At 70.3% G+C, this 21,507-nt stretch carries 25 protein-coding genes; 13 read left to right on the top strand and 12 right to left on the bottom strand.

From position 1 onward, the window contains the following. Positions 1 to 12 precede the first annotated feature (12 nt). The 7 genes from crtI to AB0K11_RS23315 are packed head-to-tail and all read left to right on the top strand — an operon-like array spanning position 13 to position 6,426. Positions 13 to 1,527, top strand: a complete 1,515-nt coding sequence (gene crtI, locus AB0K11_RS23345) for a phytoene desaturase family protein (protein ID WP_364982550.1) — start codon at positions 13 to 15, stop codon at positions 1,525 to 1,527. Then, positions 1,524 to 2,507, top strand: coding sequence for a phytoene/squalene synthase family protein (locus AB0K11_RS23340; RefSeq protein ID WP_364982547.1), 984 nt, complete (start codon positions 1,524 to 1,526; stop codon positions 2,505 to 2,507). The genes crtI and AB0K11_RS23340 overlap by 4 nt, the downstream gene beginning before the upstream one ends. A gap of 2 nt (positions 2,508 to 2,509) precedes the next feature. Then, the gene (locus AB0K11_RS23335; RefSeq protein ID WP_364982544.1) at positions 2,510 to 2,851 is read left to right on the top strand and encodes a lycopene cyclase domain-containing protein; all 342 of its coding nucleotides are present in this window, start codon (positions 2,510 to 2,512) and stop codon (positions 2,849 to 2,851) included. Then, a complete protein-coding gene (locus tag AB0K11_RS23330) occupies positions 2,848 to 3,183 on the top strand; it encodes a lycopene cyclase domain-containing protein (RefSeq protein WP_364982541.1) in 336 nt (111 codons plus the stop codon). Before AB0K11_RS23335 ends, AB0K11_RS23330 begins: the two co-directional genes overlap by 4 nt. Positions 3,184 to 3,188: 5 nt before the next feature. Then, the gene (locus AB0K11_RS23325; RefSeq protein WP_364983135.1) at positions 3,189 to 3,890 is read left to right on the top strand and encodes a class I SAM-dependent methyltransferase; all 702 of its coding nucleotides are present in this window, start codon (positions 3,189 to 3,191) and stop codon (positions 3,888 to 3,890) included. Next, positions 3,887 to 5,422, top strand: coding sequence for an FAD-dependent oxidoreductase (locus tag AB0K11_RS23320; protein WP_364982538.1), 1,536 nt, complete (start codon positions 3,887 to 3,889; stop codon positions 5,420 to 5,422). Before AB0K11_RS23325 ends, AB0K11_RS23320 begins: the two co-directional genes overlap by 4 nt. Further along, a complete protein-coding gene (locus AB0K11_RS23315; RefSeq protein ID WP_364982535.1) occupies positions 5,419 to 6,426 on the top strand; it encodes a DUF5914 domain-containing protein in 1,008 nt (335 codons plus the stop codon). Before AB0K11_RS23320 ends, AB0K11_RS23315 begins: the two co-directional genes overlap by 4 nt. Here AB0K11_RS23315 and AB0K11_RS23310 read toward each other — a convergent pair. After that, a complete protein-coding gene (locus AB0K11_RS23310) occupies positions 6,423 to 6,794 on the bottom strand; it encodes a DUF427 domain-containing protein (RefSeq protein ID WP_364982532.1) in 372 nt (123 codons plus the stop codon). The two genes, AB0K11_RS23315 and AB0K11_RS23310, sit on opposite strands and share 4 nt — an antisense overlap. Before the next feature lie 110 nt (positions 6,795 to 6,904). Here AB0K11_RS23310 and AB0K11_RS23305 point away from each other — a divergent pair, with 110 nt between their 5' ends. Next, entirely contained in the window at positions 6,905 to 7,381 is a 477-nt protein-coding gene (locus tag AB0K11_RS23305) for an SRPBCC family protein (RefSeq protein WP_364982529.1), read from the top strand. Between the two features lie 19 nt (positions 7,382 to 7,400). Here AB0K11_RS23305 and AB0K11_RS23300 read toward each other — a convergent pair whose 3' ends face one another. From AB0K11_RS23300 to AB0K11_RS23290, 3 genes are all read right to left on the bottom strand, one after another. After that, entirely contained in the window at positions 7,401 to 8,765 is a 1,365-nt protein-coding gene (locus tag AB0K11_RS23300; RefSeq protein WP_364982526.1) for a DUF222 domain-containing protein, read from the bottom strand. Positions 8,766 to 8,977: 212 nt separating this feature from the next. Continuing rightward, complete coding sequence (locus AB0K11_RS23295) at positions 8,978 to 9,280, bottom strand: hypothetical protein (RefSeq protein ID WP_364982523.1); 303 nt, start codon at positions 9,278 to 9,280, stop codon at positions 8,978 to 8,980. Positions 9,281 to 9,531: 251 nt separating this feature from the next. Beyond that, on the bottom strand, positions 9,532 to 10,920 hold the full coding sequence (locus AB0K11_RS23290; protein ID WP_364982520.1) for an FAD-dependent oxidoreductase: 1,389 nt from the start codon (positions 10,918 to 10,920) through the stop codon (positions 9,532 to 9,534). 66 nt (positions 10,921 to 10,986) lie between these two features. Here AB0K11_RS23290 and AB0K11_RS23285 point away from each other — a divergent pair, with 66 nt between their 5' ends. Then, positions 10,987 to 11,454, top strand: coding sequence for a DUF4262 domain-containing protein (locus AB0K11_RS23285; RefSeq protein ID WP_364982517.1), 468 nt, complete (start codon positions 10,987 to 10,989; stop codon positions 11,452 to 11,454). Here AB0K11_RS23285 and AB0K11_RS23280 read toward each other — a convergent pair. Genes AB0K11_RS23280 through AB0K11_RS23270 form a run of 3 tightly spaced genes read right to left on the bottom strand, consistent with a single transcriptional unit; the run spans position 11,442 to position 13,829 of the window. Further along, the gene (locus AB0K11_RS23280; RefSeq protein ID WP_364982514.1) at positions 11,442 to 12,260 is read right to left on the bottom strand and encodes a class I SAM-dependent methyltransferase; all 819 of its coding nucleotides are present in this window, start codon (positions 12,258 to 12,260) and stop codon (positions 11,442 to 11,444) included. The genes AB0K11_RS23285 and AB0K11_RS23280 overlap by 13 nt on opposite strands. Positions 12,261 to 12,294: 34 nt before the next feature. Continuing rightward, a complete protein-coding gene (locus tag AB0K11_RS23275; RefSeq protein ID WP_364982511.1) occupies positions 12,295 to 13,353 on the bottom strand; it encodes an NAD-dependent epimerase/dehydratase family protein in 1,059 nt (352 codons plus the stop codon). After that, entirely contained in the window at positions 13,323 to 13,829 is a 507-nt protein-coding gene (locus tag AB0K11_RS23270; protein ID WP_364982508.1) for a nuclear transport factor 2 family protein, read from the bottom strand. Before AB0K11_RS23270 ends, AB0K11_RS23275 begins: the two co-directional genes overlap by 31 nt. Positions 13,830 to 13,948: 119 nt before the next feature. On the opposite strand from AB0K11_RS23270, the gene msrB reads away from it, so the two are divergent. Beyond that, positions 13,949 to 14,422, top strand: a complete 474-nt coding sequence (msrB, locus tag AB0K11_RS23265; RefSeq protein ID WP_364982505.1) for a peptide-methionine (R)-S-oxide reductase MsrB — start codon at positions 13,949 to 13,951, stop codon at positions 14,420 to 14,422. Further along, positions 14,419 to 14,934, top strand: coding sequence for a peptide-methionine (S)-S-oxide reductase MsrA (gene msrA / locus AB0K11_RS23260; RefSeq protein WP_364982502.1), 516 nt, complete (start codon positions 14,419 to 14,421; stop codon positions 14,932 to 14,934). The genes msrB and msrA overlap by 4 nt, the downstream gene beginning before the upstream one ends. Here msrA and AB0K11_RS23255 read toward each other — a convergent pair whose 3' ends face one another. Then, on the bottom strand, positions 14,935 to 16,287 hold the full coding sequence (locus AB0K11_RS23255) for a cytochrome P450 (RefSeq protein WP_364982500.1): 1,353 nt from the start codon (positions 16,285 to 16,287) through the stop codon (positions 14,935 to 14,937). A 97-nt stretch (positions 16,288 to 16,384) separates the two neighbouring features. Between AB0K11_RS23255 and AB0K11_RS23250 the strand changes: the two genes are divergently transcribed. Continuing rightward, the gene (locus tag AB0K11_RS23250) at positions 16,385 to 16,996 is read left to right on the top strand and encodes a TetR/AcrR family transcriptional regulator (RefSeq protein ID WP_364982497.1); all 612 of its coding nucleotides are present in this window, start codon (positions 16,385 to 16,387) and stop codon (positions 16,994 to 16,996) included. Here the strand turns inward: AB0K11_RS23250 and AB0K11_RS23245 are convergent. Beyond that, positions 16,993 to 17,562, bottom strand: coding sequence for a TetR family transcriptional regulator (locus tag AB0K11_RS23245; RefSeq protein WP_364982494.1), 570 nt, complete (start codon positions 17,560 to 17,562; stop codon positions 16,993 to 16,995). The two genes, AB0K11_RS23250 and AB0K11_RS23245, sit on opposite strands and share 4 nt — an antisense overlap. 94 nt (positions 17,563 to 17,656) lie before the next feature. On the opposite strand from AB0K11_RS23245, the gene AB0K11_RS23240 reads away from it, so the two are divergent. After that, positions 17,657 to 18,337 carry a class I SAM-dependent methyltransferase gene (locus AB0K11_RS23240; protein ID WP_364982491.1) on the top strand — a complete coding sequence of 227 codons (681 nt, stop codon included), beginning with the start codon at positions 17,657 to 17,659 and terminating at the stop codon, positions 18,335 to 18,337. Between the two features lie 11 nt (positions 18,338 to 18,348). On the opposite strand, the gene AB0K11_RS23235 is transcribed toward AB0K11_RS23240, so the two are convergent. The 3 genes from AB0K11_RS23235 to AB0K11_RS23225 are packed head-to-tail and all read right to left on the bottom strand — an operon-like array spanning position 18,349 to position 21,348. Beyond that, positions 18,349 to 19,422 carry a prenyltransferase gene (locus AB0K11_RS23235; RefSeq protein WP_364982488.1) on the bottom strand — a complete coding sequence of 358 codons (1,074 nt, stop codon included), beginning with the start codon at positions 19,420 to 19,422 and terminating at the stop codon, positions 18,349 to 18,351. Continuing rightward, the gene (locus tag AB0K11_RS23230) at positions 19,406 to 20,134 is read right to left on the bottom strand and encodes a class I SAM-dependent methyltransferase (RefSeq protein WP_364982485.1); all 729 of its coding nucleotides are present in this window, start codon (positions 20,132 to 20,134) and stop codon (positions 19,406 to 19,408) included. Before AB0K11_RS23230 ends, AB0K11_RS23235 begins: the two co-directional genes overlap by 17 nt. Then, the gene (locus AB0K11_RS23225; protein WP_364982482.1) at positions 20,128 to 21,348 is read right to left on the bottom strand and encodes a glycosyltransferase family 4 protein; all 1,221 of its coding nucleotides are present in this window, start codon (positions 21,346 to 21,348) and stop codon (positions 20,128 to 20,130) included. Before AB0K11_RS23225 ends, AB0K11_RS23230 begins: the two co-directional genes overlap by 7 nt. Positions 21,349 to 21,507: the final 159 nt, after the last annotated feature.

The following is a 21,507-nucleotide window of genomic DNA, read 5'->3' as shown; positions in this document are numbered from 1 at the left end:
AGGAGCTGGTTGATGCGCACAGTCGAGGGCAACACCGACCGCGTTGTGGTGGTCGGCGCAGGCCTGTCGGGGCTGTCGGCCGCCCTGCAGCTCGCCGGCCGGGGCCGTACGGTCACCGTGCTCGAACGCGAGACCTTCCCCGGCGGCCGGATGGGCCGCCTGGACATCGACGGCTACGCCATCGACACCGGCCCGACGGTGCTGACGATGCCGGACATCCTGGACGAGGCGTTCGCCGCGGTCGGCGAGTCGCTGGCCGACCGCGTCGAGCTGCTGCCGGTAAACCCGGCCTATCACGCCTCGTTCGCCGACGGCACCGGGCTGGACGTGCACACCGACCCGGCGGCGATGACCGCCGAGATCGAGCGTTTCGCCGGCGGCGAGGCCGCCCGCGGCTACACCGAGCTCCGCGAGTGGCTGACGCGGCTGTACAAGGTGGAGTTCGACGGCTTCATCGGGTCGAACTTCGATTCGCCGCTGTCGCTGCTGACGCCGCAGCTGGCCCGACTGGCGGCGATCGGCGGCTTCCGACGGTGGGACAAGGTGATCCGCCGCTTCATTGCCGACGAGCGGTTGCGCCGGATCTTCACCTTCCAGGCGCTCTACGCCGGGGTGCCGCCGGACCGCGCGCTGGCGGCCTACGCCGTCATCGCCTACATGGACACCGTCGCCGGGGTCTACTTCCCGCGCGGCGGCATGCGGGCCGTGCCGTCGGCGATGGCAGCCGCGGCCGCCGACGCGGGTGTCGAATTCCACTACGGCGCAACGGTGTCGGAGTTGGAGCAGCGCGGCGGCCGGGTGATCGCAGTGCACACCGACAACGGACAGCGATTCGCGGCCGACGCGGTGGTGCTGACCACCGAGCTGCCCGCCACCTACCGGATGCTGGGCCGTACCCCACGCCGCCTGCTGCCGATCCGGCCCGCTCCCTCTGCCGTGGTCGCGCACGTCGGCTGCAGCACCGTGGACGAGAGCGTCGGCCACCACAACATCCTGTTCGGCGGCGCCTGGGAGCAGACGTTCCGCGACATCATCGACGACGGCCGCGTGATGGGCGACCCGTCGCTGTTGGTCACCCGGCCCAGCGCGGGCGACGCCGGCCTCGCCCCCGCCGGGCGCGACCTGCTCTACGTGCTGGCCCCCGCACCCAACACCGCTGTCGGCACGGTGGACTGGGCGCGCACCGGCGCCGCCTACACCGAGCAGATGCTGGCCACGGTGCAGGCGAGGCTGCCCGGCGTCGGTAGCGACCTGCAACTGCTGCACGTGGTGAACCCCGACGACTGGGCGCGCGACGGGATGGTGGCGGGCACGCCGTTCTCGCTGGCGCACACCTTCGCCCAGACCGGCCCGTTCCGGCCGGCCAACACCGTGCGCGGAATCGACAACGTGGTGCTCGCCGGGTCCTCGACGGTGCCCGGCGTCGGCATCCCCACCGCTGTGCTGTCCGGTCGGCTGGCCGCCGACCGGGTCACCGGAGCCGTCACCCGTCCGGCGCCGACGAGAACGAGGAGCGGGCTGCCATGATCGGTTCGGAACTCGACGCCGCCGGCGTCCACGACCCTGCGCTGCGCGACGCCTACCGCCGCTGCCGGTTGATCAACGCCCGGCACGGTCGGACGTTCTTCCTGGCCACCCGGCTGCTGGCGCCCGAGCAGCGGCCGGCCGTGCATGCGCTGTACGGCTTCGCCCGTCAGGCCGACGACATCCTCGACGACTTCGACCCCGTGATCCCGATCAGCGAGCGCGCCGACAACCTGCAGCGGCTGGCCACCCGGCTGTTCAACCGGATGACCAAGGGCACCGCCGGATCCGCCGAATCGAACGGGCACGGGCCCGCCGATCCGGACGACAAGGCGCTCGACGCCGTGGTGCACACCGCGCGCCGCTACGGCATCGCGTGGGAGTTGTTCGACGACTTCCTGGCGTCGATGCGGATGGACCTGACCGTCACCGACTATCCGGACCGCGCCGAGCTGGACCGCTACATGTACGGCTCCGCGGAGGTGATCGGCCTGCAGATGGTGCCGATCCTCGGCACCGTCGGCCCCCGTGAGGACGCCGCGCCCTACGCCGCCGCGCTCGGCAAGGCCTTCCAGCTGACCAACTTCCTGCGCGACGTGAACGAGGACCTCGAACGCGGCAGGGTGTACCTGCCCGCCGACGAACTCGCCGCGCACGGGGTGGACCGCGACCTGCTGCAGTGGTGCCGGGCCAACGGGCGCACCGACGCCCGGGTCCGCAGCGCGCTGGCCGAACAGCACGCGGCGGCCCGCCGGATCTACGACTACGCCGAGGGCGGCATCGCACTGCTGGCGCCCCGTTCGCGGCCCTGCGTCAGCGCCGCCCAGGTGCTGTACTCCGAAATCCTGGACCGCATCGAGGAGATCGACTTCGACATCTTCACCCAGCGCGCGACGGTCGGCACCGGCAGGCGGCTGCAGGTGGCCGGCGCCGGGTTGGTGCGGGCCTGGCGCGCGCGGATGGCCAACCCTGTAAAGGTGTAGCCATGGATCACTGGCAATACCTGATGGTGCTGGGCGCCTGCCTGGCAATCACATTGCCGCTGGAGTTCTTCGGTTCCGGGGTGTACCGCCAGATCGGCCGCACCGCGTCGGCGCTGCTGCCCGTCGCGGCGGTGTTCGTCACCTGGGACGTGCTGGCCATCAGCGGGCAGGTCTGGACCTACAACCCCGACTACGTCACCGGGATCCGCATCGGCAGCCTCCCGCTGGAGGAACTGCTGTTCTTCCTGGTGATCCCGCTGTGCGGACTGCTCACCTACAACGCCGTCACCTCCTGCCTCGGACTGTTCCGGCGGCTGCGCGACCGGTCCTCGGAGTCCGCGTGATCGGCGTCGGCTACACCCTGCCCGCGGTCGTGTCGGTGCTCCTGGTGATCGCCTGGGAGCTGCTCTTCCTGCGCACCGGGCTGTTCCGGCGACCCGCCTACTGGATGTCGATGGCGATCGTGCTCGGCTTCCAGATCCCCGTCGACGGCTGGCTGACCAAACTGTCGGCGCCGATCGTCGTCTACCACGACGACCACTTCAGCGGCATCCGGTTCCCGTGGGACATCCCGGTGGAGGACTTCCTCTTCGGGTTCTCGATGGTGACCGCGGTGCTGCTGCTGTGGGAACGTCAGCGTCTGCGCCGCGAGACGGCGGAAAGTGAGGCCATGTGACCGGACTGAGTCGCGACCACGTCCCCGATGCCTTCGACACCGGGGCTGCCGCGTACGACCGCCTGGTCGGCGCGAATCCCGGCTACGAGGACCACCTGAGGATCTCCGCGCAGCGAATGCGGTTGCCGCGCAACGGCGCAGGGCTGCGCCTGCTCGACGCCGGCTGCGGCACCGGACTGTCGACCGCGGCACTGCTGTCGGTGGCGCCGGAGGCGGAGATCGTCGCGGTGGACGGATCGGCGGGCATGCTCGCCGAGGCCACCGCCAAGACGTGGCCCGCATCGGTGCGCTTCGTGCACAGCCGCATCGAGGATCTCGCGGCGGCCGGGGTGGACGGCCCGTTCGACGGCATCTTCGCCGCGTACCTGATCCGCAACCTGCCCGACCCCGACGCGCAGCTGCAGACGTTCCGCACCCTGCTGCGTCCCGGCGCGCCGCTGGCGGTGCACGACTACTCGGTGCGTGACTCCCGGGTGGCCACCATCGTGTGGAACGCGGTGTGCTGGACGGTGATCATCCCCGCAGGCCGGTTGCGCACCGGCGACGCCTCGCTCTACCGCTACCTGCGGCGCAGCGTGATGGAGTTCGACGGCGCCGCGGCGTTCCGCGACAGACTGCGCCGCAACGGTTTCGGTGACGTCGACAGCGACACCATGCCCGGCTGGCAGCGCGACATCGTGCACACCTTCACCGCGGTGGCACCGTGACCGATCCCCGCCGCGTGCTGCACCCGGCCCCGCCGGGGGCCCGCAACGCCGACGGCCTGCCGCGCCGCCCGCGCGCCGTGGTGGTGGGCGCGGGCATCGCGGGCCTCGCCGCCGCCACCGGCCTGGCCGAACGCGGCATCGAGGTGGAGGTCGTCGAGCGCGAGCCCTACCTGGGCGGCCGGGTCGGCGGATGGGAGGACGACCTGCCCGACGGCACCCCGGTGACGATGAACCGCGGCTTCCACGCCTTCTTCCGCCAGTACTACAACCTGCGACACCTGTTGAGCCGCATCGATCCCGGGCTGCGGATGCTGGTGCCGGTCGAGGACTATCCGCTGATCGACGCCAAGGGCCGGGTGGACACGTTCCGCGGGCTGCCGCAGAGCCCGCCGTGGAACGCTCTGGTGTTCGCGCTGCGCAGCCCGACGTTCCGGCTGCGCGACCTGGTCCGCGTCGACGGCCGGGCGGCGGGCCCGCTGGCGACCGTGTCGGTGCCCGACATCTACGACCGCCTGGACCACGTCGACGCCGACAAGTTCCTGCGCGACATCAACTTCCCGGAGGCCGCCCGGCATCTGGCGTTCGAGGTGTTCTCCCGCAGTTTCTTCGCGCTGCCCGAGGAGTTGTCGGCGGCCGAGCTGGCCACGATGTTCCACATCTACTTCCTCGGCTCCAGCGAGGGCCTGGTCTTCGACGTGGCGAACGCGAACTTCGACGAAGCGCTGTGGCAGCCGATGCGCGCGCGGCTCGAGGGGCTCGGTGTGCGTTTCCACACCGGCGTCTCGGTGAGCGAGGTGGCGAAAACCACTGGGGCACAGGCGTTCCAGGTGCGCTGCGACTCGGGCGCGACGCTGGACGCGGACGGCGTGGTGCTGGCCACCGACGTGACGGGGCTGCGCCGCATCGTGGAACAATCCCCCGCGCTCGGCGACGCCGACTGGCGGGCCCGGGTGGACGCGCTGGGCACCGCACCGCCGTTCGTGGTGCAGCGGCTGTGGCTCGACCGGCCGGTGCACCCCGACCGGCCGGCCTTTCTCGGCACGGGCGGCCGTCCGCCGTTGGACAATGTCAGTGTGCTGGAACGCTACGAACGCCAGGCCGCCGAATGGGCGGGGCGCACCGGTGGTTCGGTGGTCGAACTGCATTCCTACGCCGCCGTCGGACCCGCCGACGAGCTGCCCGGGCGGCTGCTGGCCCGGTTGCACGAGCTGTATCCGGAGACCCGGGACGCCCGCATCGTCGGCGAACTGGTGCTGCGCAGGCAGGACTGCCCGCGGTTCGCACCGGGCGACTTCGACCGCAGGCCCGGCGTGGCGACCCCGACCGACGGATTGGCGCTGGCCGGTGACGGCATCCGGATCGACCTGCCCGTCGCGCTGATGGAGCGGGCCGCCACCACCGGCTGGGCCGCGGCCAACCAACTGCTGCAGGGCTTCGGCATCGCCGGCCACGCCCTGGTGACGGTGCCGACCGAAGGCCGGTCCCCCACGCTGAGCCGGCTGGTGGCACGGGCGGAGCAGGCCGCGTCATGAGCCGGCTCACCGACCTGAAAGCCAAGTGGGACAAGGTGGTCCCGTTCGAGGTGCTGCCGAAGATCTCGTGGGCCCGACAGGAGCCCACCTACCGTGACGCGCAGCCGGCCGTCATCGACCGCGCCCTGGTCCGGGCGCAGGCCAGGCCCACCGGCAACTGGTTCGCGTTCGCCGCCAGTGACGACATCGGCGGCACACCCCTGGGGACCTCGGTCGGTGGCGTGGAGATCGTGGCGTGGCGCGGTGCCGCCGGCGAGCTGCGCGTGGGACCGGGCAGCTGCCCGCACCTGGGTGCCGAGCTCGCCACCGGCACCGTGGACTGCGGTGCGCTGGTGTGCCCCTGGCACGGCCTGCGGCTGGGCGGTGACCGCCGCGAATTCGGTTGGAAGCCCTACCCCGCTCACGACGACGGGGTGCTGGTCTGGGTCCGGCTGGACGCCGTCGGCGGTGAACAGCCCACCGATGCGCCGTTGATCCCGGTGCGGCCACCGGCGCCCTATCTGCACGCCGTCACCCGGCTCGAGGGGGTGTGCGAGCCGGCCGACATCATCGCCAACCGGCTCGACCCCTGGCACGGCGCGTGGTTCCACCCGTACTCGTTCACCCGGCTCGACGTGCTCAGCGCGCCGCCCGCCGAGGGTGAGGTCACCGAGCAGGCAGACCGCTTCCTGGTGGCGGTCACGTTCCGGATCGGCCGCCTCGGCGTCCCGGTGATCGCCGAGTTCACCGCGCCGGGCCCGCGCACCATCGTGATGCGCATCGTCGACGGCGAGGGCGCAGGCAGCGTCGTCGAAACCCATGCAACGCCGGTGGGTCCGGGGCCCGACGGCAGGCCCCGCACCGCGGTGATCGAGGCCGTGGTCGCCCACTCCGACCGGCCCAATTTCGGCTACGGCGTGTACGCGGCGCCGCTTCTCGCGCCGGTGATGCGGTACGCCGCGACCCGGCTGTGGCGCGACGACCTGGCCTACGCCGAGCGGCGCTACCTGGTGCGCAGCCGCTAACCGACCGTGATCTCGGCCTTGTCCGGGTAGAACGCGACCCGGCCTGCGATCGCGGCCACCGCGGGGTACGGATTCCGGTAGGTCCAGATCGCGTCTTCGACGACATCGTCGCCCGCGGCGACGGAGTAGTAGGCGGCCTCACCCTTGTACGGGCAGTACGTGCCGGTGTTGCTGTGCTGCAGCCGCTCGGCGACCACGTCGGACAGCGGGATGTACTGCACCGCGGGATAGGTCGACTCCTGCAGGGTCACCGCGTCGGTGGTGTCGGCGACCAGTTCGCCGTTGACCCGCACGGTCACCCGTGCTCCGGTCGGTGTGACGGTGATCGGGTGCTCTGCGGTGGGGTGCAGGACGGGACGTTCGGTCATCGGAGTTCTCCTCACGCGTACGTTGTCCACTCTTCTCCTGCCAACCGCGCATCGCCAGCGATTCTTCCGCAGCGGTCCGCCGGGTTCGGTCCGGCGGTTACCATCGCCGGATGACCGACTTGGGAGCGGCCTCCGCCGAGGCAACCGTGGACATCGCCGCCGATCCGGCGACCGTGTACCGGCTGATCACCGACCTGCCGACGCTCGCGGACCTGGCCGAGGAGACCACGGCGATGCAGTGGCAGAAGGGCGACGGGGCCCAGCCCGGAGCGGTGTTCAAGGGCCGCAACGAGAACGGCTCGAAGCGGTGGAGCACCACGTGCACGGTGACCGATGCCGACGCCGGCCGGGTGTTCGCCTTCGACGTCCGCAGCGCGATCCTCCCGGTGGCGCACTGGCGCTACGACATCGAGGCCGCGGGCACCGGGTGCCGGGTGACCGAGCGGACGTGGGACCGCCGCGCGGGCTGGTTCAAGAAGGTGGCGGTGCTCGCGACCGGCGTCAGTGATCGGGACACGGCGAACTCCGAGCACATCAAGGTCACCCTGCAGCGGCTCAAGGCCAAGGCCGAAGCGGGCGTCCAGTAGGACTCTCTAGGCCACGCCGCTACGCCGGTTCTGCGTCGTCGTCTCGGTCGGTGAGGTGGCGGCGGGGGTGGTGGTAGTTGTTGGTGCGGTGTTGGCCGGTGTCGAGGGTGGGTGGGGGGATCCATTCGGTGCGGCCGTTGCGTCGGCGGGTGGTCCATTCGCTTTGTTCGATGAGGTTGTTGTCGGGTTGGCAGGCCAGGGCGAGTTCGTCGATGTCGGTGCGTCCGCCCTCGGCCCAGTCGCGCTGAGCGTGGTGGACTTGGGTTCGGTAGGCCGGGGCGGTGCAGCCGGGTCGGGTGCAGCCCCTGTCGCGAGCGAACAACGCCAGCCGCTGGGCGGTGGTGGCGCAACGCCGGGCGCGACCGAGGTAGAGGATTTCTTCGGTGTGGTCGTCGAAGACGGCCAGGTAGTGCTGGGACTGGCCGGCCAGCCGGATCAGGTCGCGGACCGGCAGTTTGGTGCCGCCGGCGGTGCGGGCGTAACCGGTGCCGGCGTGCAGGTCGCCGACGGTGGTGGTGGCCACGATGGTGGCCGGTAGCCCGTTGATCTGACCTCCGGTGGCCGCGGCGTGCCGTAGCGCGGTCTTCAGCGCGTCGTGGTGGCGTTGTTCGCGGGTGCGCGGATCGGAGTTGCCGGTGATGTCGCGTTCGGCGACCTCGCCCGCACCCGGGTCCTCAGGCAGGTTGTGTCCGGGCGCGCCGTCTCGGGCGAGCACGACGTCGAGTAGGGCAGCGGTCTCGGGGTCGAGCTCGCCACGGACCGGGGTCATCCCGTCGCGGCGCTGCTTACCCATCTTCAGATTGCGTTTGGCTTGCTGGGTGTCGTGGTCGGGTTCGGCGCCGTCGGGATCGATGACCTCGACCAGATGATCGGCGAGCTTTTGCAGATCCTCCGGGCACATGCCCTGCGCCCACCGCGCGAGGTCGCCCTCGGCGTCGGCGCGGGGCGCCTGGTCGACCCACGGCGGGAGCCTGGTGAAGAACTTGCGGATCACCTCGACGTGCGCGGGATCGATCAGCCCTTTCGTCAAGGCGGCCGACGTGTTGTCCCACTCCGCAGGTAGTTCTTCACCGGTGAACGCCCACCGGGGTCCGAGCATGCCGGCAGCGTCGAGGCGTCTCTTCGCATCGGCGGTGTCGAGGTGTAACCGCTGCGCCAACACGTCTTTCAGCCCGGTGCCACCGAAGTCCGCGGCGGTGAACCGCTGCGTCAGGGTGGCCAGCACGGTGTGATCGAGCGCGGCTTCCTGGCGCAGCCCGTGCTGGCGGTGCTCGTAGACCGCCACCAACTCCGCGCCGGTCAACGTGCCCAGGGGCAGGGCGGCCAGCCCGGCGCGGGCATCGTCCCACGCCTGCAGCGCCGCGACCACATCCGCCCCGTCCATACATCGAACACTAGTTCGACCCCCCGACAGATCAGCCGACTTTGTGACAGAGAAACAGATGTGACACAAGGGATTCGACCGCGCGTTAGTGCGGCGGCCCGCAATCCGGTCGGCGAGCCGATAGGCGGCGTGAAGCGCCCTCACGCCGAGCCAGCGCAACGGCTCGGGTTTCCCAGTCACGCGCGCGGTGGCCCACCCCGGAGGAAACGCGGCTACGTCACCGTGGCGGACTGCCCGTTCTTGTTGAGGTAGTTGCGCCCGTCGGCGGTCGAGATGCCGCTGGCGGTGACCCAGCGCGCGCCGTCGAAACGAAACTGTTCGCGCGACGACGCGTCGCCCATCGAGAAGCAGTCCGGACCGCAGTCGTAGGCGACGGTCACCGCGCTCGTCGCGCCGTCGGAGAAGATGAACGTGTGCGATCCCTCCGTGAGAGGTGCCTGCTCCGCGGAGGCCGACGGAGCCGCCGCCAGGCCGCCGATGCAGACGGCCGCCAGAGCGATGGCAAACTTCTTCATGGTTTCTCGTTTCTCTGGGTCATTCGCCGGCGCCGATCCCCCTCGAAGCTATTGGTTCGTCACCTGGATCGCTCGGCAAATTGCGCATCCGAATCGACGCCGCTTGTTTACGGAAGGAAGTTCAGCCCGATGACGAGCAGCGATGCATGTCATGGGCGTTCAGAATCGTTTTCGGAAACCACATGGCACACGGCTATGGCTAAGCATTCGTGGGCGACCCATCGGCCGCACCGCGAGCCGATCCGAGAGAGCTAGTGGGGGCGGCCGGCGATCCGGTCGGCGAGTGCCGCAATCGGTGACGTGGTGGCCCGGCCGCGCGCCTCGTGGCGGTCGGCGAGCTGATAGGCGGTGTACAGGCCCCGCACGCCGAGCCAACGCAACGGTTCGGGCTCCCAGTCGCGCGCACGGTGCCCCACCCAGGGCAGCGCGGTGCGGTCGGTGTCGTGGCGGAGCACCAGATCGGCGAGCGTCCGCCCGGCGAGATTGGCCGCGGTGACCCCGTGCCCGACGTACCCGCCGGCCCAACCCAGCCCGGTCGACCGGTCCAGGCCCACACCCGCAGACCAGTCCCGCGGCACCGCGAGCACCCCGCACCAGCCGTGCGCGATCGGCACGTCGCGAACCTGCGGCAGGATCGCGTGCAGCACCTCGGTCAGCCGGCCGATGGTGCGCGCCGGCACCCGGCCGTCGACGTCCGTGCGCGACGCGTAGCGGTAGGGCACGCTGCGCCCGCCGATGGCGATCCGGTCGTCGACCGTGCGCTGGGCGTAGAAGAAACCGTGCGCGGTGTCCCCCGCCGTCTCGCGGCCCTCCCAGCCGATCGCGTCCCAGATCCGCTCGGGAATCGGCTCGGTGGCGATCATCGAACTGTTCATCGGCAGCCACCGCCGCCGCAGCGTCGGCATCCTCGCGGTGAACCCCTCGGTGGCGCGCAGCACGGTGCCGGCCCGGACCGCGCCGTGCGCCGTGTCGGCCCGGCCCGCCGCGATGGCGGTGACCGTCGTCTGCTCGTAGATGTCGACGCCGAGGCGTTCGACGACGTCGGCCAGTCCGCGGGCGAGGCGCGCCGGCTGGATCCGTGCGCAGTGCGGCGTGTGGTACGCCGAGATCATGTCGGCGAACCGGATCCGTTGCGCCGCTTCATCTCCGGTCAGCAGCGCCACGTCGTCATCGCCCCAGCGCAGCTCCTCGTCGAACGCCGCCGCCAGCCGTGCGGCCTGCGCCGGGTTGCGGGCGATCTCCAGGGTGCCGCCCTTGACGACGCCGGCGTCGATGCCCTCCCGGGCGGTGACGCCGATGACCTCGTCGACGGCGTCGTTGAGCGCCCGCTGCCACGCCACTACGCGCTGCCTGCCGTACTGCTGGGCGAGCCTGGCGCGGTCACCGGGCACCAGGCCGGACAACCAGCCGCCGTTGCGGCCGGATGCGCCGAACCCCGCGAAGCGGGCCTCGAGCACCGCGATGCGCAGCGACGGGTCGGCGCGCTTGAGGTAGTAGGCGGTCCACAGCCCGGTGTATCCCGCGCCGACGATGCAGACGTCGGCGTCGCGGTCGCCGGACAGCCGCGGGCGGGGTGCGGGGAGTTCGGCGAACCAGTGCGACACCTCGCCGTTGCGCACCTGCCCGCGATCCGTCGCCACCGCCCGATCCTGTCAGACCCCGGGTGCACGCTGAGGGCAGGTACCACTGACGAAAGGACGCCGCCGATGTGCTGGCAGTGCGATCACCCCGAGGCCTCGCTCGCCGACTACCTCGACGTGCTGTACGACAAGGTCGTCGAGCACGGCTGGGCGGTTCAGTTCGTCGAGAGCGAACGTAATCCGTTCTCCTACACCGTGGGTCTGCACGAGTGCGGGCTCCCGGAACTGCTCGTCACCGGTGTGGACCCGCCCCGGGCACTGCAGGTGCTCAACACCGTCGCCGACTACTGCGTGTGCGAGGAACCCCCGGCCCCGGGCGACGAGATCGAACTGCCCGACGGGGTCCTGCTCGAGGTGGTCGAAGTGGCGCAGCCCGACGCCCACCTCGGCATGGCGATCAACCTCTATGGCGCTGATGTGCGGGCGCTTCAGCTGGTGTGGTCGGACCGGCGGGGGCGCTGGCCGTGGTCGGCCGACTTCAACCCCGGCGGCCGCAGGCAACCGGTACTGGGACCACGCACTCAAAATGCGTAGCGGTGGAACTGCGCCATGGTGCGCAGTCCGGGCACCCGGTTCATCACCGCCGCCATCACCCGGTAGCCGGCACTCAGTGTCGAGAACGCGTCGGTTTCGAACACCGGCACCCACGCCAGCAGCCGGGTTCCGGGCACGGCGTCGAGGATGTCGGCGGGCCTGTCGATCGCCCAGTGCAGTGTCGACCCCGAGCGACGCACCACGGTGTTGGTCCACTGCGACCGGATGCCCAGCCGGTTGAACGCGTCGAATTGCAGTTCACCCGAGGGGAAGTGGGCCACCACCCGGCGCAGCAGGGCCACGCCGTCCGCCTCGGTCAGGTACATGGTCAGCCCCTCGCCCAGGATCAGGGTCGGCCGGTCCGCCGTGATCGAGGCGAGCCACGCCGGATCGGTGACCGATGCGGCGACTCGGTGGTAGTGCTCGGGCTGCGGATAGAACCGCTCGCGCAGCGCGATCACGTCGGGATAGTCGACGTCGTACCACTCGACGCCCGGCCCGGGCGCCAGCCGGAAGAAGCGGCTGTCCAGCCCGCAGCCGAGGTGCACCACCACCGCTTCGGGATGCACCGCGAGGAACTGCCCCGCCCAGGTGTCGAAGTGCTTGGAGCGCAGCGCGACACTCGGCGCATTGCCCGGCGTCATCCCGGTCTTCGCCCAGTCGTAGTCGATCTGCGCGACGATGTCCGCGGCGAGGTGGTCGTGCAGGGCGGAGTCGGCGGCCCCGGCGTCGAGCGCCTTGGCGTACAGCGTCGCCAGCATGGTCTCCGGCGCACCGGTCAGGTCGACCCTCGTCTTGTCGGTCATGACCTCGACGGTAGCCCACCCGCGGGCGCGTCGTTCAGCCCGCGGATCCGGCTTTGCGCTTGGCTTTTCGCAGCTCCACCCAGAACCGCGCGGCCTCCCGGATCGACTCCTCGACCGGCCGGGGCTGCCAGCCGAGCTCGCGCACCGCCTTGCTGTGGTCGACCTCGGCCTCGGCCCGCATCAGCCGCAGCGAGCCCATCGACAGCCGCTCGTCGGTGCCGCGCAACCGGGCCTTCGCGCTGCCCATGGCGGCCATCGCGTAGGACAGCGCCAGCGGCACCGACTTGGTCGGCGGCGGGGTGCCCGCCGCCTCGGCGGCGATGCGGACCACCTCGGCGTTGCTGATCATCTTCTCGGAGATGAGGTACCGCTCGCCCGGACGGCCCTTCTCCGCGGCCAGGATCATCGCGCGGGCGGCGTCGTCGACCCCGACGGCCTCCAGTTCGATACCGCCCATCACGAACGGCAGTTTGCCGAACGCGGCGCCCGCGATGATCGCACCGTGCGGGGTGCGGCCCCAGTCGCCGGCGCCGTAGGTCGTCGACACGCACATCGCCACGGCGGGCAGACCCCGGCGGCGCGCGTAGTCCAGCACGAGCTCCTCGGCCTGCAGGCGGGACCGGACATAGGGCGTCAGGCGCTTGCGCTGTGCCTCGCCGATGACGTCGTCCTCGGTGGCGACGCGGCCCCGCTTCCTGCCGACGGTCACGTAGCTGCTGGTGAACACGAAGCGGCGCAGCGGGTGGGCGTCGTGCACCTGCGCGGCGACCTCGAGCACGTTGCGGGTGCCCTCGACGTTGGTGCGGAACAGCGGCGCCGGATCGCGCAGCCAGCCCCGGGTGTCGACCACGCAGTAGTAGACGTCCTGGCAGCCCGTCATCGCCTCGCGCAGGACGTCGTCGCTCCAGATGTCGCCGACGAACCGCTCGACCTGCAGGTCGTCGATGCCGACGGTCTTGGCGCCGTCGCGCACCATCACCCGGACGTCCTGGCCCGCCGCGACCAGCTGGCGCGTCACGTGCGAGCCGAGGTAACCGTTGGCGCCGATGACCAGCGCGCGGGTCACCGGGCGCCGCCGAAGGAAGTCAGCCATGCGGCGGCCTCGTCGGGCAGGGTGCCCAGTTCCTGGGCCTTCCTGCACCATTTGGTGGCCGCGGACACGAACCGCAGCGGGTTGTAGATGTCCTCCTGGCGGCGCCACTTGCCGTCGCCGGCGTAGGTGACGATCGAGATGTTGGTGGCGCTGATGACGCTGCCGTCGCCGGGGTCGCGCATGGGGTTGTCGAGCTCGCAGATCACCCGGGCGGTCGATTCGTCGTAGACCGTCCACAGCGACGGGAACGACGTCATGTAGCTGCCGGGGAAGGCTTCCATGGTCTTCCAGATCCAGTCGCGGACCTGCTCGCGACCGCGCATGGTGCCCGCGGCGTGTTCGACGTAGACGATGTCCTCGCTGTACTGGTCGACCCACGGATCCCAGTTGCGGGTCTGCGCGGCGGTGTCGACGGTCTTCTCGAAGTCGGCGAAGGCGGCGATGAGTTCGTCGCGGCTGAAGGTGCTGCCCGTCACCACCAAACTAGAACACGTTCTACCCGGGTTGTCGAGGTCCGCCGCGGTCAGGCCACGCCGGGACTATCCGAACCGTTCCCGAGGTTGTAGCTGGTGCCCCGAAGAGTAGAAAGGGACAGATGAGCAGGACTTATCACAAGAACCCGGTGGCGGTCGACGCATTGTCGCCGGAGCAGTACCAGGTGACGCAGCGCAACGGCACGGAGCGGCCGTTCACCGGCGAGTACTGGGACAACCACGAACCGGGTATCTACGTGGACGTGGTGTCCGGTGAGCCGTTGTTCGCCTCGACGGACAAGTTCGAGAGTGGCAGCGGGTGGCCGAGCTTCACCAGACCGCTGGATGCCGCGAACGGCGCGTCGAATGTGCGAGAGAAGCGGGACTTCAGCCACTTGATGCTCCGCACCGAGGTCCGGTCCGCGCACGGCGACAGCCACCTCGGACACGTGTTCAACGACGGGCCGCGCGAGGCAGGCGGGTTGCGCTACTGCATCAACTCGGCTTCGCTGAGATTCGTCCATCTCGACGACCTCGAGGCCGAGGGATACGGCGAGTACCGGCAACTCTTCTCTTCACAGGAGGCACAGGCATGAGCACCACCGAGAAGGCGATCCTGGCCGGCGGCTGCTTCTGGGGCATGCAGGATCTGATCCGCAAGCAGCCCGGGGTGGTGTCAACCCGAGTCGGCTACACCGGCGGGCAGAACGCCAACGCGACCTACCGCAACCATCCCGGCCACGCCGAGGCGATCGAGATCGTCTACGACCCGGCGAAGACCGACTACCGGGCGGTGCTGGAGTACTTCTTCCAGATCCACGACCCCACGACGAAGAACCGGCAGGGCAACGACGTCGGCACCAGCTACCGGTCGGCGATCTTCTACGTCGACGACGAGCAGAAGCGCGTCGCACTCGACACGATCGCCGACGTCGACGCCTCAGGGCTCTGGCCCGGCAAGGTGGTCACCGAGGTGACGCCCGCCAGTGATTTCTGGGAGGCCGAGCCCGAGCACCAGGACTACCTGGAGCGGCTGCCGTGGGGCTACACGTGCCACTTCCCGCGACCGGACTGGAAGCTGCCCAAGCGGGCCGACGCGACGACGTAGTCAGGACCCGAGGGGTGTCGGCCGGCGGCGCATGACCACCCGGCCGCCATCCTTCGGGGTGAACGCCACCCCGCGGGAGTGCACCTTCTCGTCGCGCGCCGTCGTGGTCTCGACGTCGAAGTGCCGCAACACCGTTCGTAGGACGACGTCCATCTCCATGTTGGCGAAGGCGGCGCCGACGCATCGGCGGGTGCCGCCGCCGAACGGCGCCCAGGCGAACATGTTGGGCCGCTTGCCGACGAACCGCGTGGGGTCGAACCGCTGCGGGTCCGGGAACTCCTCGGTGTTGGCGTGCAACTGGTTGATGCTCACCAGCACCGAGTAGCCGCGCGGGATACGCCACTGGCCGATCTGCACCATCGGCGCCCAGACGTGCCGTCCGCAGAAGTCGATCACGGTGCGCGACCGCTGCACCTCGAGGATGGTGGCCTGGCGGTACTCGTTGCCGTCGGTCTGTGCCTCGGCCTCCAGTTCGGCGAGCACCGCGGGATGACGGCTGATCCGCTCGAACGCCCACGCCAGGGTCGACGCGGTGGTCTCGTGCCCGGCGGCGAGCAGGGTGAGCAGCTCGTCGCCGATCTCACTCGGCGTCATCGTCGAGCCGTCTTCGTACGCGCTGCGCAGGAACAGCGACAGCACATCGGTGCGCTCGTCGAAGTGCTCGTCGGCCCTGGCCTGGGCGATCAGGGTGTCGATCACCGACTCGTAGGTCCGCCGGTAGTCGTGCAGACGTCGCCACGGGCTCAGCGGCCCGAGGTCGCGGGCCGGTTCCGGGAAGACGACGAGGCGCGAGCCCAGCGTCACCCACGGCGGGATCACCTCGCGGAGCCGGTCGAGCTCGGCGCCGTCGGCCCCGAAGATGGCGCGCAGAATGATGTTGAGGGTGATCCGCATCATCGGTTCGAGGGTCTCGAACGGCCGGCCGTCGGGCCACGACGCCATCTCGCGGCGCGTCTCCTCCTCGACGATCGCCTCGTAGTTCTTCATCGCCTTGCCGTGGAACGGCGGGGTGAGCAGCTTGCGTCGCGTGCGGTGCTCGTCGCCGTCGAGCGCGAATACCGATCCGGGCCCGAAGACCCGGCTGAGGTTGGGCTGGACGTTGCCGAGCTCGTCGGGACTGGTGGTGAAGACCTGCTTGGCCAGCGCCGGATCGGTGAGGATCACCGTCTTGCCGAACATCGGGATGTTGGTGACGTACGCGGCGCCGTGCCGTCGTGTCAGGCGGTCGATCAGCTGACGCCGGGCGAGCACGTACACCACGCCCTGGAGCAGCTTGGGAACACGCACCGTGGGCGGCAGATTCGCACCCTGAGACGCCGAGACGGGGTGTTCAGTGGTGGTCGCTTCGCTCATTCAGGACTCCAGACCCCGGTTGGTACTGCGATGTACCGTGGATGTGTGGAGTACGGTACCGGTTGGTACCAGCACGCGCAAGAGCGGTGGGAGGGACATGACGACCTCAGTCGACGACGAGGCCCGCGCCGGGGCCACCGACTCCTTCCGCGGCCGGTTGCTCGACGGGCTGGCCACCTCGGTCGCCGAACGCGGCTACCGCGACACCACGGTGTCGGACATCGTGCGGCACGCGCGCACGTCGAAGCGGACGTTCTACGGCCTGTTCGGCACCAAGGAGGACTGCTTCATCGAACTCCTGCGTGCCAACAACGAGGCGCTGGTCAACCGGATCCGGGCCGCCGTCGACCCCGAGGCGGCCTGGCAGGAGCAGATCCGGCAGGCCGTGGACGCCTACGTCGCCCACATCGAGTCGCGGCCCGCGGTGACGCTGAGCTGGATCCGCGAACTGCCCGGGCTCGGGGTGGTCGCCGCGCCGCTGCACCGGCTGGCCATGGAGCACCTCACCGACATGCTCGTCGACCTGAGCAGCAGCCCCGGCTTTCAGCGCGCGGGCCTCCCTGTGGTGCCGAGGCCGCTGGCGGTCATCCTGCTCGGCGGCCTGCGTGAGCTGACGGCGGTGCTGGTGGAGGACGGCGGCGACGTCCGGGCGATCGTCGAGCCGGCGGTCGCGGCCTCGACGGCGATCCTCGGCCCGCAGGCGCGTTAGCCCAGGATCAGGCGCGCCGACTTGGTGAGCCGTTCGGTCATGTCCGCGTAGGACGAATACCCCATCCCGGCCCACACCAGTGCGCCGACGTAGAGCAACTCGAGTGACTCGATGACGTCGTAGTCGGTGTCCGGCCCGAGCGCGGTGACGAGCCGGTCGCGGACGTCGCGCCCGATGCGCTGACGCAGCACCTCGACGTCGGGGTCGCGGCCCAGCAGCGCATTGGTGACCGCCCCGGCGAATTCGGGTTCGTCGGCCACCAGCAGGGCGATGTGCTGCAGCACCTCGATCACCCGTGCGGCGGGTTCCGGCGAGCCGTGATCAGCGGCCGGGGACGCGGCGAGGCGGCGCCAGAACACCTCGGCGACAAGGTGTTCCTTGGAGGAGAAGTAGGTGTAGGCGGTGGCCGCGCCGACCCCGGCCTCGGCGGCCACCCGGCGTACGGTCAGGCCCGCGAATCCGTCCCTGCCGAGGATGTCCACCGCCGCGCGGCCGAGCCGGTCGACGGTGTCGGCCTGTTTGGCGGTCAATCGGCGCCGAGTCGACTCCAAAGCCGGATCGGACACATGTCCGGACGCTACTACAACCCCGGGGGGCCAGCAACGGCCGAGCCGCCCACGCCGCGGTGAGCCGTGCCCGGCCGACGGCTAAGTTGAGACCATGAGTACCACCGAATCCGTCACCGGGACCGCCCTGCCGCCGCGGGCCGCGCAGCTTTTCGCCCTCGCCGAGAACGTCACCGGCTTCATGCCTGCCGACGAGGGCCGGGCGCTCTACGACGCTGCGGTGCGGTACCTGCCCGGCGGTGTCGGCGTCGAGATCGGCACGTACTGCGGCAAGTCGACGGTGATGCTCGGCGCCGCCGCGCAGGAAGCCGGCGCCGTCGTCTACACCATCGACCACCACCACGGCTCCGAGGAGCACCAGGCGGGCTGGGAGTACCACGACAGCGGCATGGTCGACCCGGTCACCGGACTGTTCGACACGCTGCCCACGCTGCGCCACACACTGGACGCCGCCGGGCTGGACGATCACGTGGTCGCGATCGTCGGCAAGTCCACCGTGGTGGCCACCGGCTGGCGAACACCGTTGCGGCTGTTGTTCATCGACGGCGGCCACACCGAGGAGGCCGCGCAGCGCGACTTCGACGGCTGGGCCCGCTGGGTGGACGTCGGCGGCGGGTTGATCATCCACGACGTGTTCCCCGATCCCCGCGACGGCGGCCAGGCGCCGTTCCACATCTACCGCCGCGCCCTCGACACCGGCGACTTCACCGAAGTGTCGGCGATGGGATCCATGCGGGTGCTGGAAAGGACCGGCGGGCAGCCGGGTTCGCTCTGACCGACGGGCTTTCAGCGCCGGGTGTCGGCGCAGGCGCAGTCGAATTCGTCCTCGAGGCCACGCGGCAGATCGGCGGCCCGGAAGATGCCTGAGCCGGGCGTGGTGCGCGACAGCGCATCAGCGGCGAGGATCACCGCGCCGCCGGTCCACGTGGTGCGCTCCTCCGGCCAGCGCTTGCCGTCGGCGAACACCAGTCCGGTCCAATAGGAGCCGTCCCGTTCCCGAAGATGGTGCATGGCCGCGAACTGCTCGTGCGCGCGCCGCGCATCCCCGATGGCGTCCAGCGCCATCACCAGTTCGCAGGTCTCGGCGCCGGTGACCCAGGGCCGGTCGTCGACGCAGCGGATGCCCAGGCCGGGCACCACGAAGTCGTCCCAGCGGTCGTCGATGCGTTCCAGGGCCGCGGGCCCGCGCAGCGCGCCGCACATCACCGGGTAGTACCACTCCATCGAGTGGCGGTCCTTGGGGACGAACGATCCCGGGTGCGCGACGATCGCGTGACCGAGCCGGCCGACCGCAACCTCCCACTCCGGTTGCGGGTCGTCGAAGTAGTCGGCCAGCGCCAGTGCGCACCGAAGACTGTGGTGGATGCTGGCGCACCCGGTCAGCAGCGCCTCATCGACGGGTCCGGCTTTGCTTCGCGCCCAGGCGATCTCACCGTTGGGCCGCTGCAGGTCGAGCACGAAGTCGACGGCCTTGGAGACCACCGGCCACATCCGCTCGGCGAACCGCCGGTCACGGGTGATCAGCAGGTGGTGCCACACCCCGGTGGCGACATACGCGCAGAAGTTGCTGTCGCTGTTGAAGTCCTCGACCACGCCGTTGCGGAACTGGATCGGCCACGAACCGTCGGGACGCTGCTTGTCGCGGCACCACTCGAACGCGGCACGGGCGGGTTCGATCAACCCCGCGGCGGTCAGCGCCATCGCCGACTCGACGTGATCCCACGGGTCGGTGTGACCGCCGTCGAACCACGGGATGGCGCCGGAACTCTCCTGCGTCGCCGCGATCGACTGCGCGGTCTGCAGACACTGCTGCGGGGTGAAGACACCGGGCACACCGGGGATCTCAGGCCGACGCAACATGCACCGGCTTCTCGAAGTAGAGGGCGACGCTCTTGCCGACCAGTGGGTTGAGCACTTCCTCGGCGCGCCGGGTGATCCACGGCTGGTCGACCATGTCCCACACCAGCAGCTTGTGGTAGGCCGCCACCGCGGGATGGTCGTTCTTCGACGTTCCCACAGCGCATTTCAGCCACCAGAACGGCGAGTGCAGCGCATGGGCGTGATGGTGGAAGGTGAACCGCAGGCCGTGCGACAGCACCTTGTTGCGCAACGCGTCGGCACGGTAGATCCGGACGTGGCCGCCCTCATTGGCGTGGTACTCGTCCGACAGCAGCCAGCAGATCCGCTCCGGCAGCCAACGCGGCACCGTGATCGCCAGTGAGCCACCGGGTTTGAGCACCCGCACCAGTTCGGCGATGGCCCGGTCGTCGGCGGGCACGTGCTCGAGGATCTCCGAGGCGATGACGACGTCGAACGTGCCGTCGGCGTAGGGCAGGTCCAGCGCGTCACCCTTGACCGCCTCTGCGCGGGCACCCTCGGGAACCTCGCCCTGCTCCTTCATCGCCTGCATGATCTCGTCGACGGCGTTGAGGTCCTCGGTGTTCTGGTCGAACGCGATGACGTCGGCGCCACGCCGGTAGGCCTCGAACGAATGCCTGCCCGCACCGCAGCCCACGTCGATCACCGACGTGCCGGGGCCTACACCGAGCCTGCCGAAGTCGACGGTCAGCATATCGCCCGCTTGTACACCGAGACGGTCTGCGCGGCAACGGATTCCCAGCTGAACACCTCGAGGGCACGGCGCCTGCCTGCCGCACCGAGGCGGTGCCGCTCCAGCGGCGAGTCGAGCAGCTGACCCAGCACCGCGGTCAACTCGTCGACGTCGGCCGGCCGCACCAGGCGGGCGCACTCACCGTCGGGTCCGACCACCTCGGGCAGCGCGCCCGCCCGGCTGGCCACGATCGGGGTACCGCTGGCCATCGCCTCGACGGCGGGCAGCGAGAAGCCCTCGTACAGCGACGGGATGCAGGCCACCTCCGCCGAGGCCAGCAGCTCGGCCAGCTCGGAGTCGGATAGCCCGCTCGAGGTGTTGACGATGTCACTGATGCCCAGCTCGGCGATCAGCTTCTCGGTGGGCCCGTTGGGCTCGAGCTTGCTCACCAGCTGCACGTCGAGATTGCGCTCGACCCGCAGCCGCGCCACCGCGTGCAACAGGTGGCTGATGCCCTTGAGCGGCACGTCGGCACTGGCGATCGCGATGATCCGGCCGCTGACCCGGTTGGCGGCAGGGGTGAAGAGTTCGGTGTCCACGCCCAGCGGCACCACGTGCAGCTGGCCGGGCGCCACGCCGAAGTCGTCGGCGATGTCGGTGGCCGACGACGAGGACACCGTGAGCAGCTCGGGGATCTGGCGGGCGACCTGCTTCTGCATCTCGGCGAAGCCGTACCAGCGGCGCACCAGCGGCTTGCGCCACCAGCGCGCGGCGGCGACGTCGACCACCTTGTCGCGGGTGATCGGGTGATGCACGGTGGCGACCACCGGCAGCCCCGACGCGGCGATGTCGAGCAGGCCGGTGCCGAGGCTCTGGTTGTCGTGCACGACGTCGAACTCGTCGCGCCTGCCGGCCAGCAGCCGGGCCACCCGCATCGTGAAGGTGCGCGGCTCCGGGAAGCCCGCGGTCCAGGTCGCCAGCAGCTCGTGCAGGTCGATGCGGTCGCGGATCTCGCTGGGCCGCGGCACCCGGAACGGGTCGGGCTCGCGGTACAGGTCGAGGCTGGGCACCTTCGTCAGGCGCACCCGCGGGTCCAGCCCCTCGGGGTACGGCTGGCCGGAGAACACCTCGACGTCGTGGCCGAGTTCGACCAGGCCACGGCTGAGGTGGCGGACATAGACTCCCTGCCCGCCGCAGTGGGTCTTGCTGCGGTAGGACAGCAACGCGATCCGCATACCTAGATGATTCCGAAGACGACGGGCGACGTCGCGATGAGCTCGTCGAATCGTGTCACGCGATGACTCCGCACCCTCTGGACATGTGTCCAGACTATAGTTTGACGTGCTAGTCGACGCAACGCGGCGGCTCACCGCCTGACTATCACAGCGCAGGGG

It is taken from the genome of Mycobacterium sp. NPDC050551 (assembly GCF_040674075.1).
Classification (GTDB): domain Bacteria; phylum Actinomycetota; class Actinomycetes; order Mycobacteriales; family Mycobacteriaceae; genus Mycobacterium.
Note: the sequence above shows the minus strand (reverse complement) of the source record. Positions and strands in the feature narration are given on the sequence as shown.

What these genes read in the sequence shown, in the direction of transcription:
- AB0K11_RS23305 (WP_364982529.1), top strand. Translation starts at nt 6,905, where the DNA reads ATGACCGACTTGGGAGCGGCCTCCGCCGAGGCAACCGTGGACATCGCC.
- AB0K11_RS23315 (WP_364982535.1), top strand. Translation starts at nt 5,419, where the DNA reads ATGAGCCGGCTCACCGACCTGAAAGCCAAGTGGGACAAGGTGGTCCCG.
- AB0K11_RS23335 (WP_364982544.1), top strand. Translation starts at nt 2,510, where the DNA reads ATGGATCACTGGCAATACCTGATGGTGCTGGGCGCCTGCCTGGCAATC.
- AB0K11_RS23310 (WP_364982532.1), bottom strand. Translation starts at nt 6,794, where the DNA reads ATGACCGAACGTCCCGTCCTGCACCCCACCGCAGAGCACCCGATCACC.
- AB0K11_RS23230 (WP_364982485.1), bottom strand. Translation starts at nt 20,134, where the DNA reads ATGCTGACCGTCGACTTCGGCAGGCTCGGTGTAGGCCCCGGCACGTCG.
- AB0K11_RS23235 (WP_364982488.1), bottom strand. Translation starts at nt 19,422, where the DNA reads ATGTTGCGTCGGCCTGAGATCCCCGGTGTGCCCGGTGTCTTCACCCCG.
- AB0K11_RS23280 (WP_364982514.1), bottom strand. Translation starts at nt 12,260, where the DNA reads ATGACCGACAAGACGAGGGTCGACCTGACCGGTGCGCCGGAGACCATG.
- AB0K11_RS23255 (WP_364982500.1), bottom strand. Translation starts at nt 16,287, where the DNA reads ATGAGCGAAGCGACCACCACTGAACACCCCGTCTCGGCGTCTCAGGGT.
- AB0K11_RS23240 (WP_364982491.1), top strand. Translation starts at nt 17,657, where the DNA reads ATGAGTACCACCGAATCCGTCACCGGGACCGCCCTGCCGCCGCGGGCC.
- AB0K11_RS23250 (WP_364982497.1), top strand. Translation starts at nt 16,385, where the DNA reads ATGACGACCTCAGTCGACGACGAGGCCCGCGCCGGGGCCACCGACTCC.
- AB0K11_RS23340 (WP_364982547.1), top strand. Translation starts at nt 1,524, where the DNA reads ATGATCGGTTCGGAACTCGACGCCGCCGGCGTCCACGACCCTGCGCTG.
- msrB (WP_364982505.1), top strand. Translation starts at nt 13,949, where the DNA reads ATGAGCAGGACTTATCACAAGAACCCGGTGGCGGTCGACGCATTGTCG.
- AB0K11_RS23295 (WP_364982523.1), bottom strand. Translation starts at nt 9,280, where the DNA reads ATGAAGAAGTTTGCCATCGCTCTGGCGGCCGTCTGCATCGGCGGCCTG.
- AB0K11_RS23225 (WP_364982482.1), bottom strand. Translation starts at nt 21,348, where the DNA reads ATGCGGATCGCGTTGCTGTCCTACCGCAGCAAGACCCACTGCGGCGGG.
- AB0K11_RS23275 (WP_364982511.1), bottom strand. Translation starts at nt 13,353, where the DNA reads ATGGCTGACTTCCTTCGGCGGCGCCCGGTGACCCGCGCGCTGGTCATC.
- crtI (WP_364982550.1), top strand. Translation starts at nt 13, where the DNA reads ATGCGCACAGTCGAGGGCAACACCGACCGCGTTGTGGTGGTCGGCGCA.
- AB0K11_RS23285 (WP_364982517.1), top strand. Translation starts at nt 10,987, where the DNA reads ATGTGCTGGCAGTGCGATCACCCCGAGGCCTCGCTCGCCGACTACCTC.
- msrA (WP_364982502.1), top strand. Translation starts at nt 14,419, where the DNA reads ATGAGCACCACCGAGAAGGCGATCCTGGCCGGCGGCTGCTTCTGGGGC.
- AB0K11_RS23300 (WP_364982526.1), bottom strand. Translation starts at nt 8,765, where the DNA reads ATGGACGGGGCGGATGTGGTCGCGGCGCTGCAGGCGTGGGACGATGCC.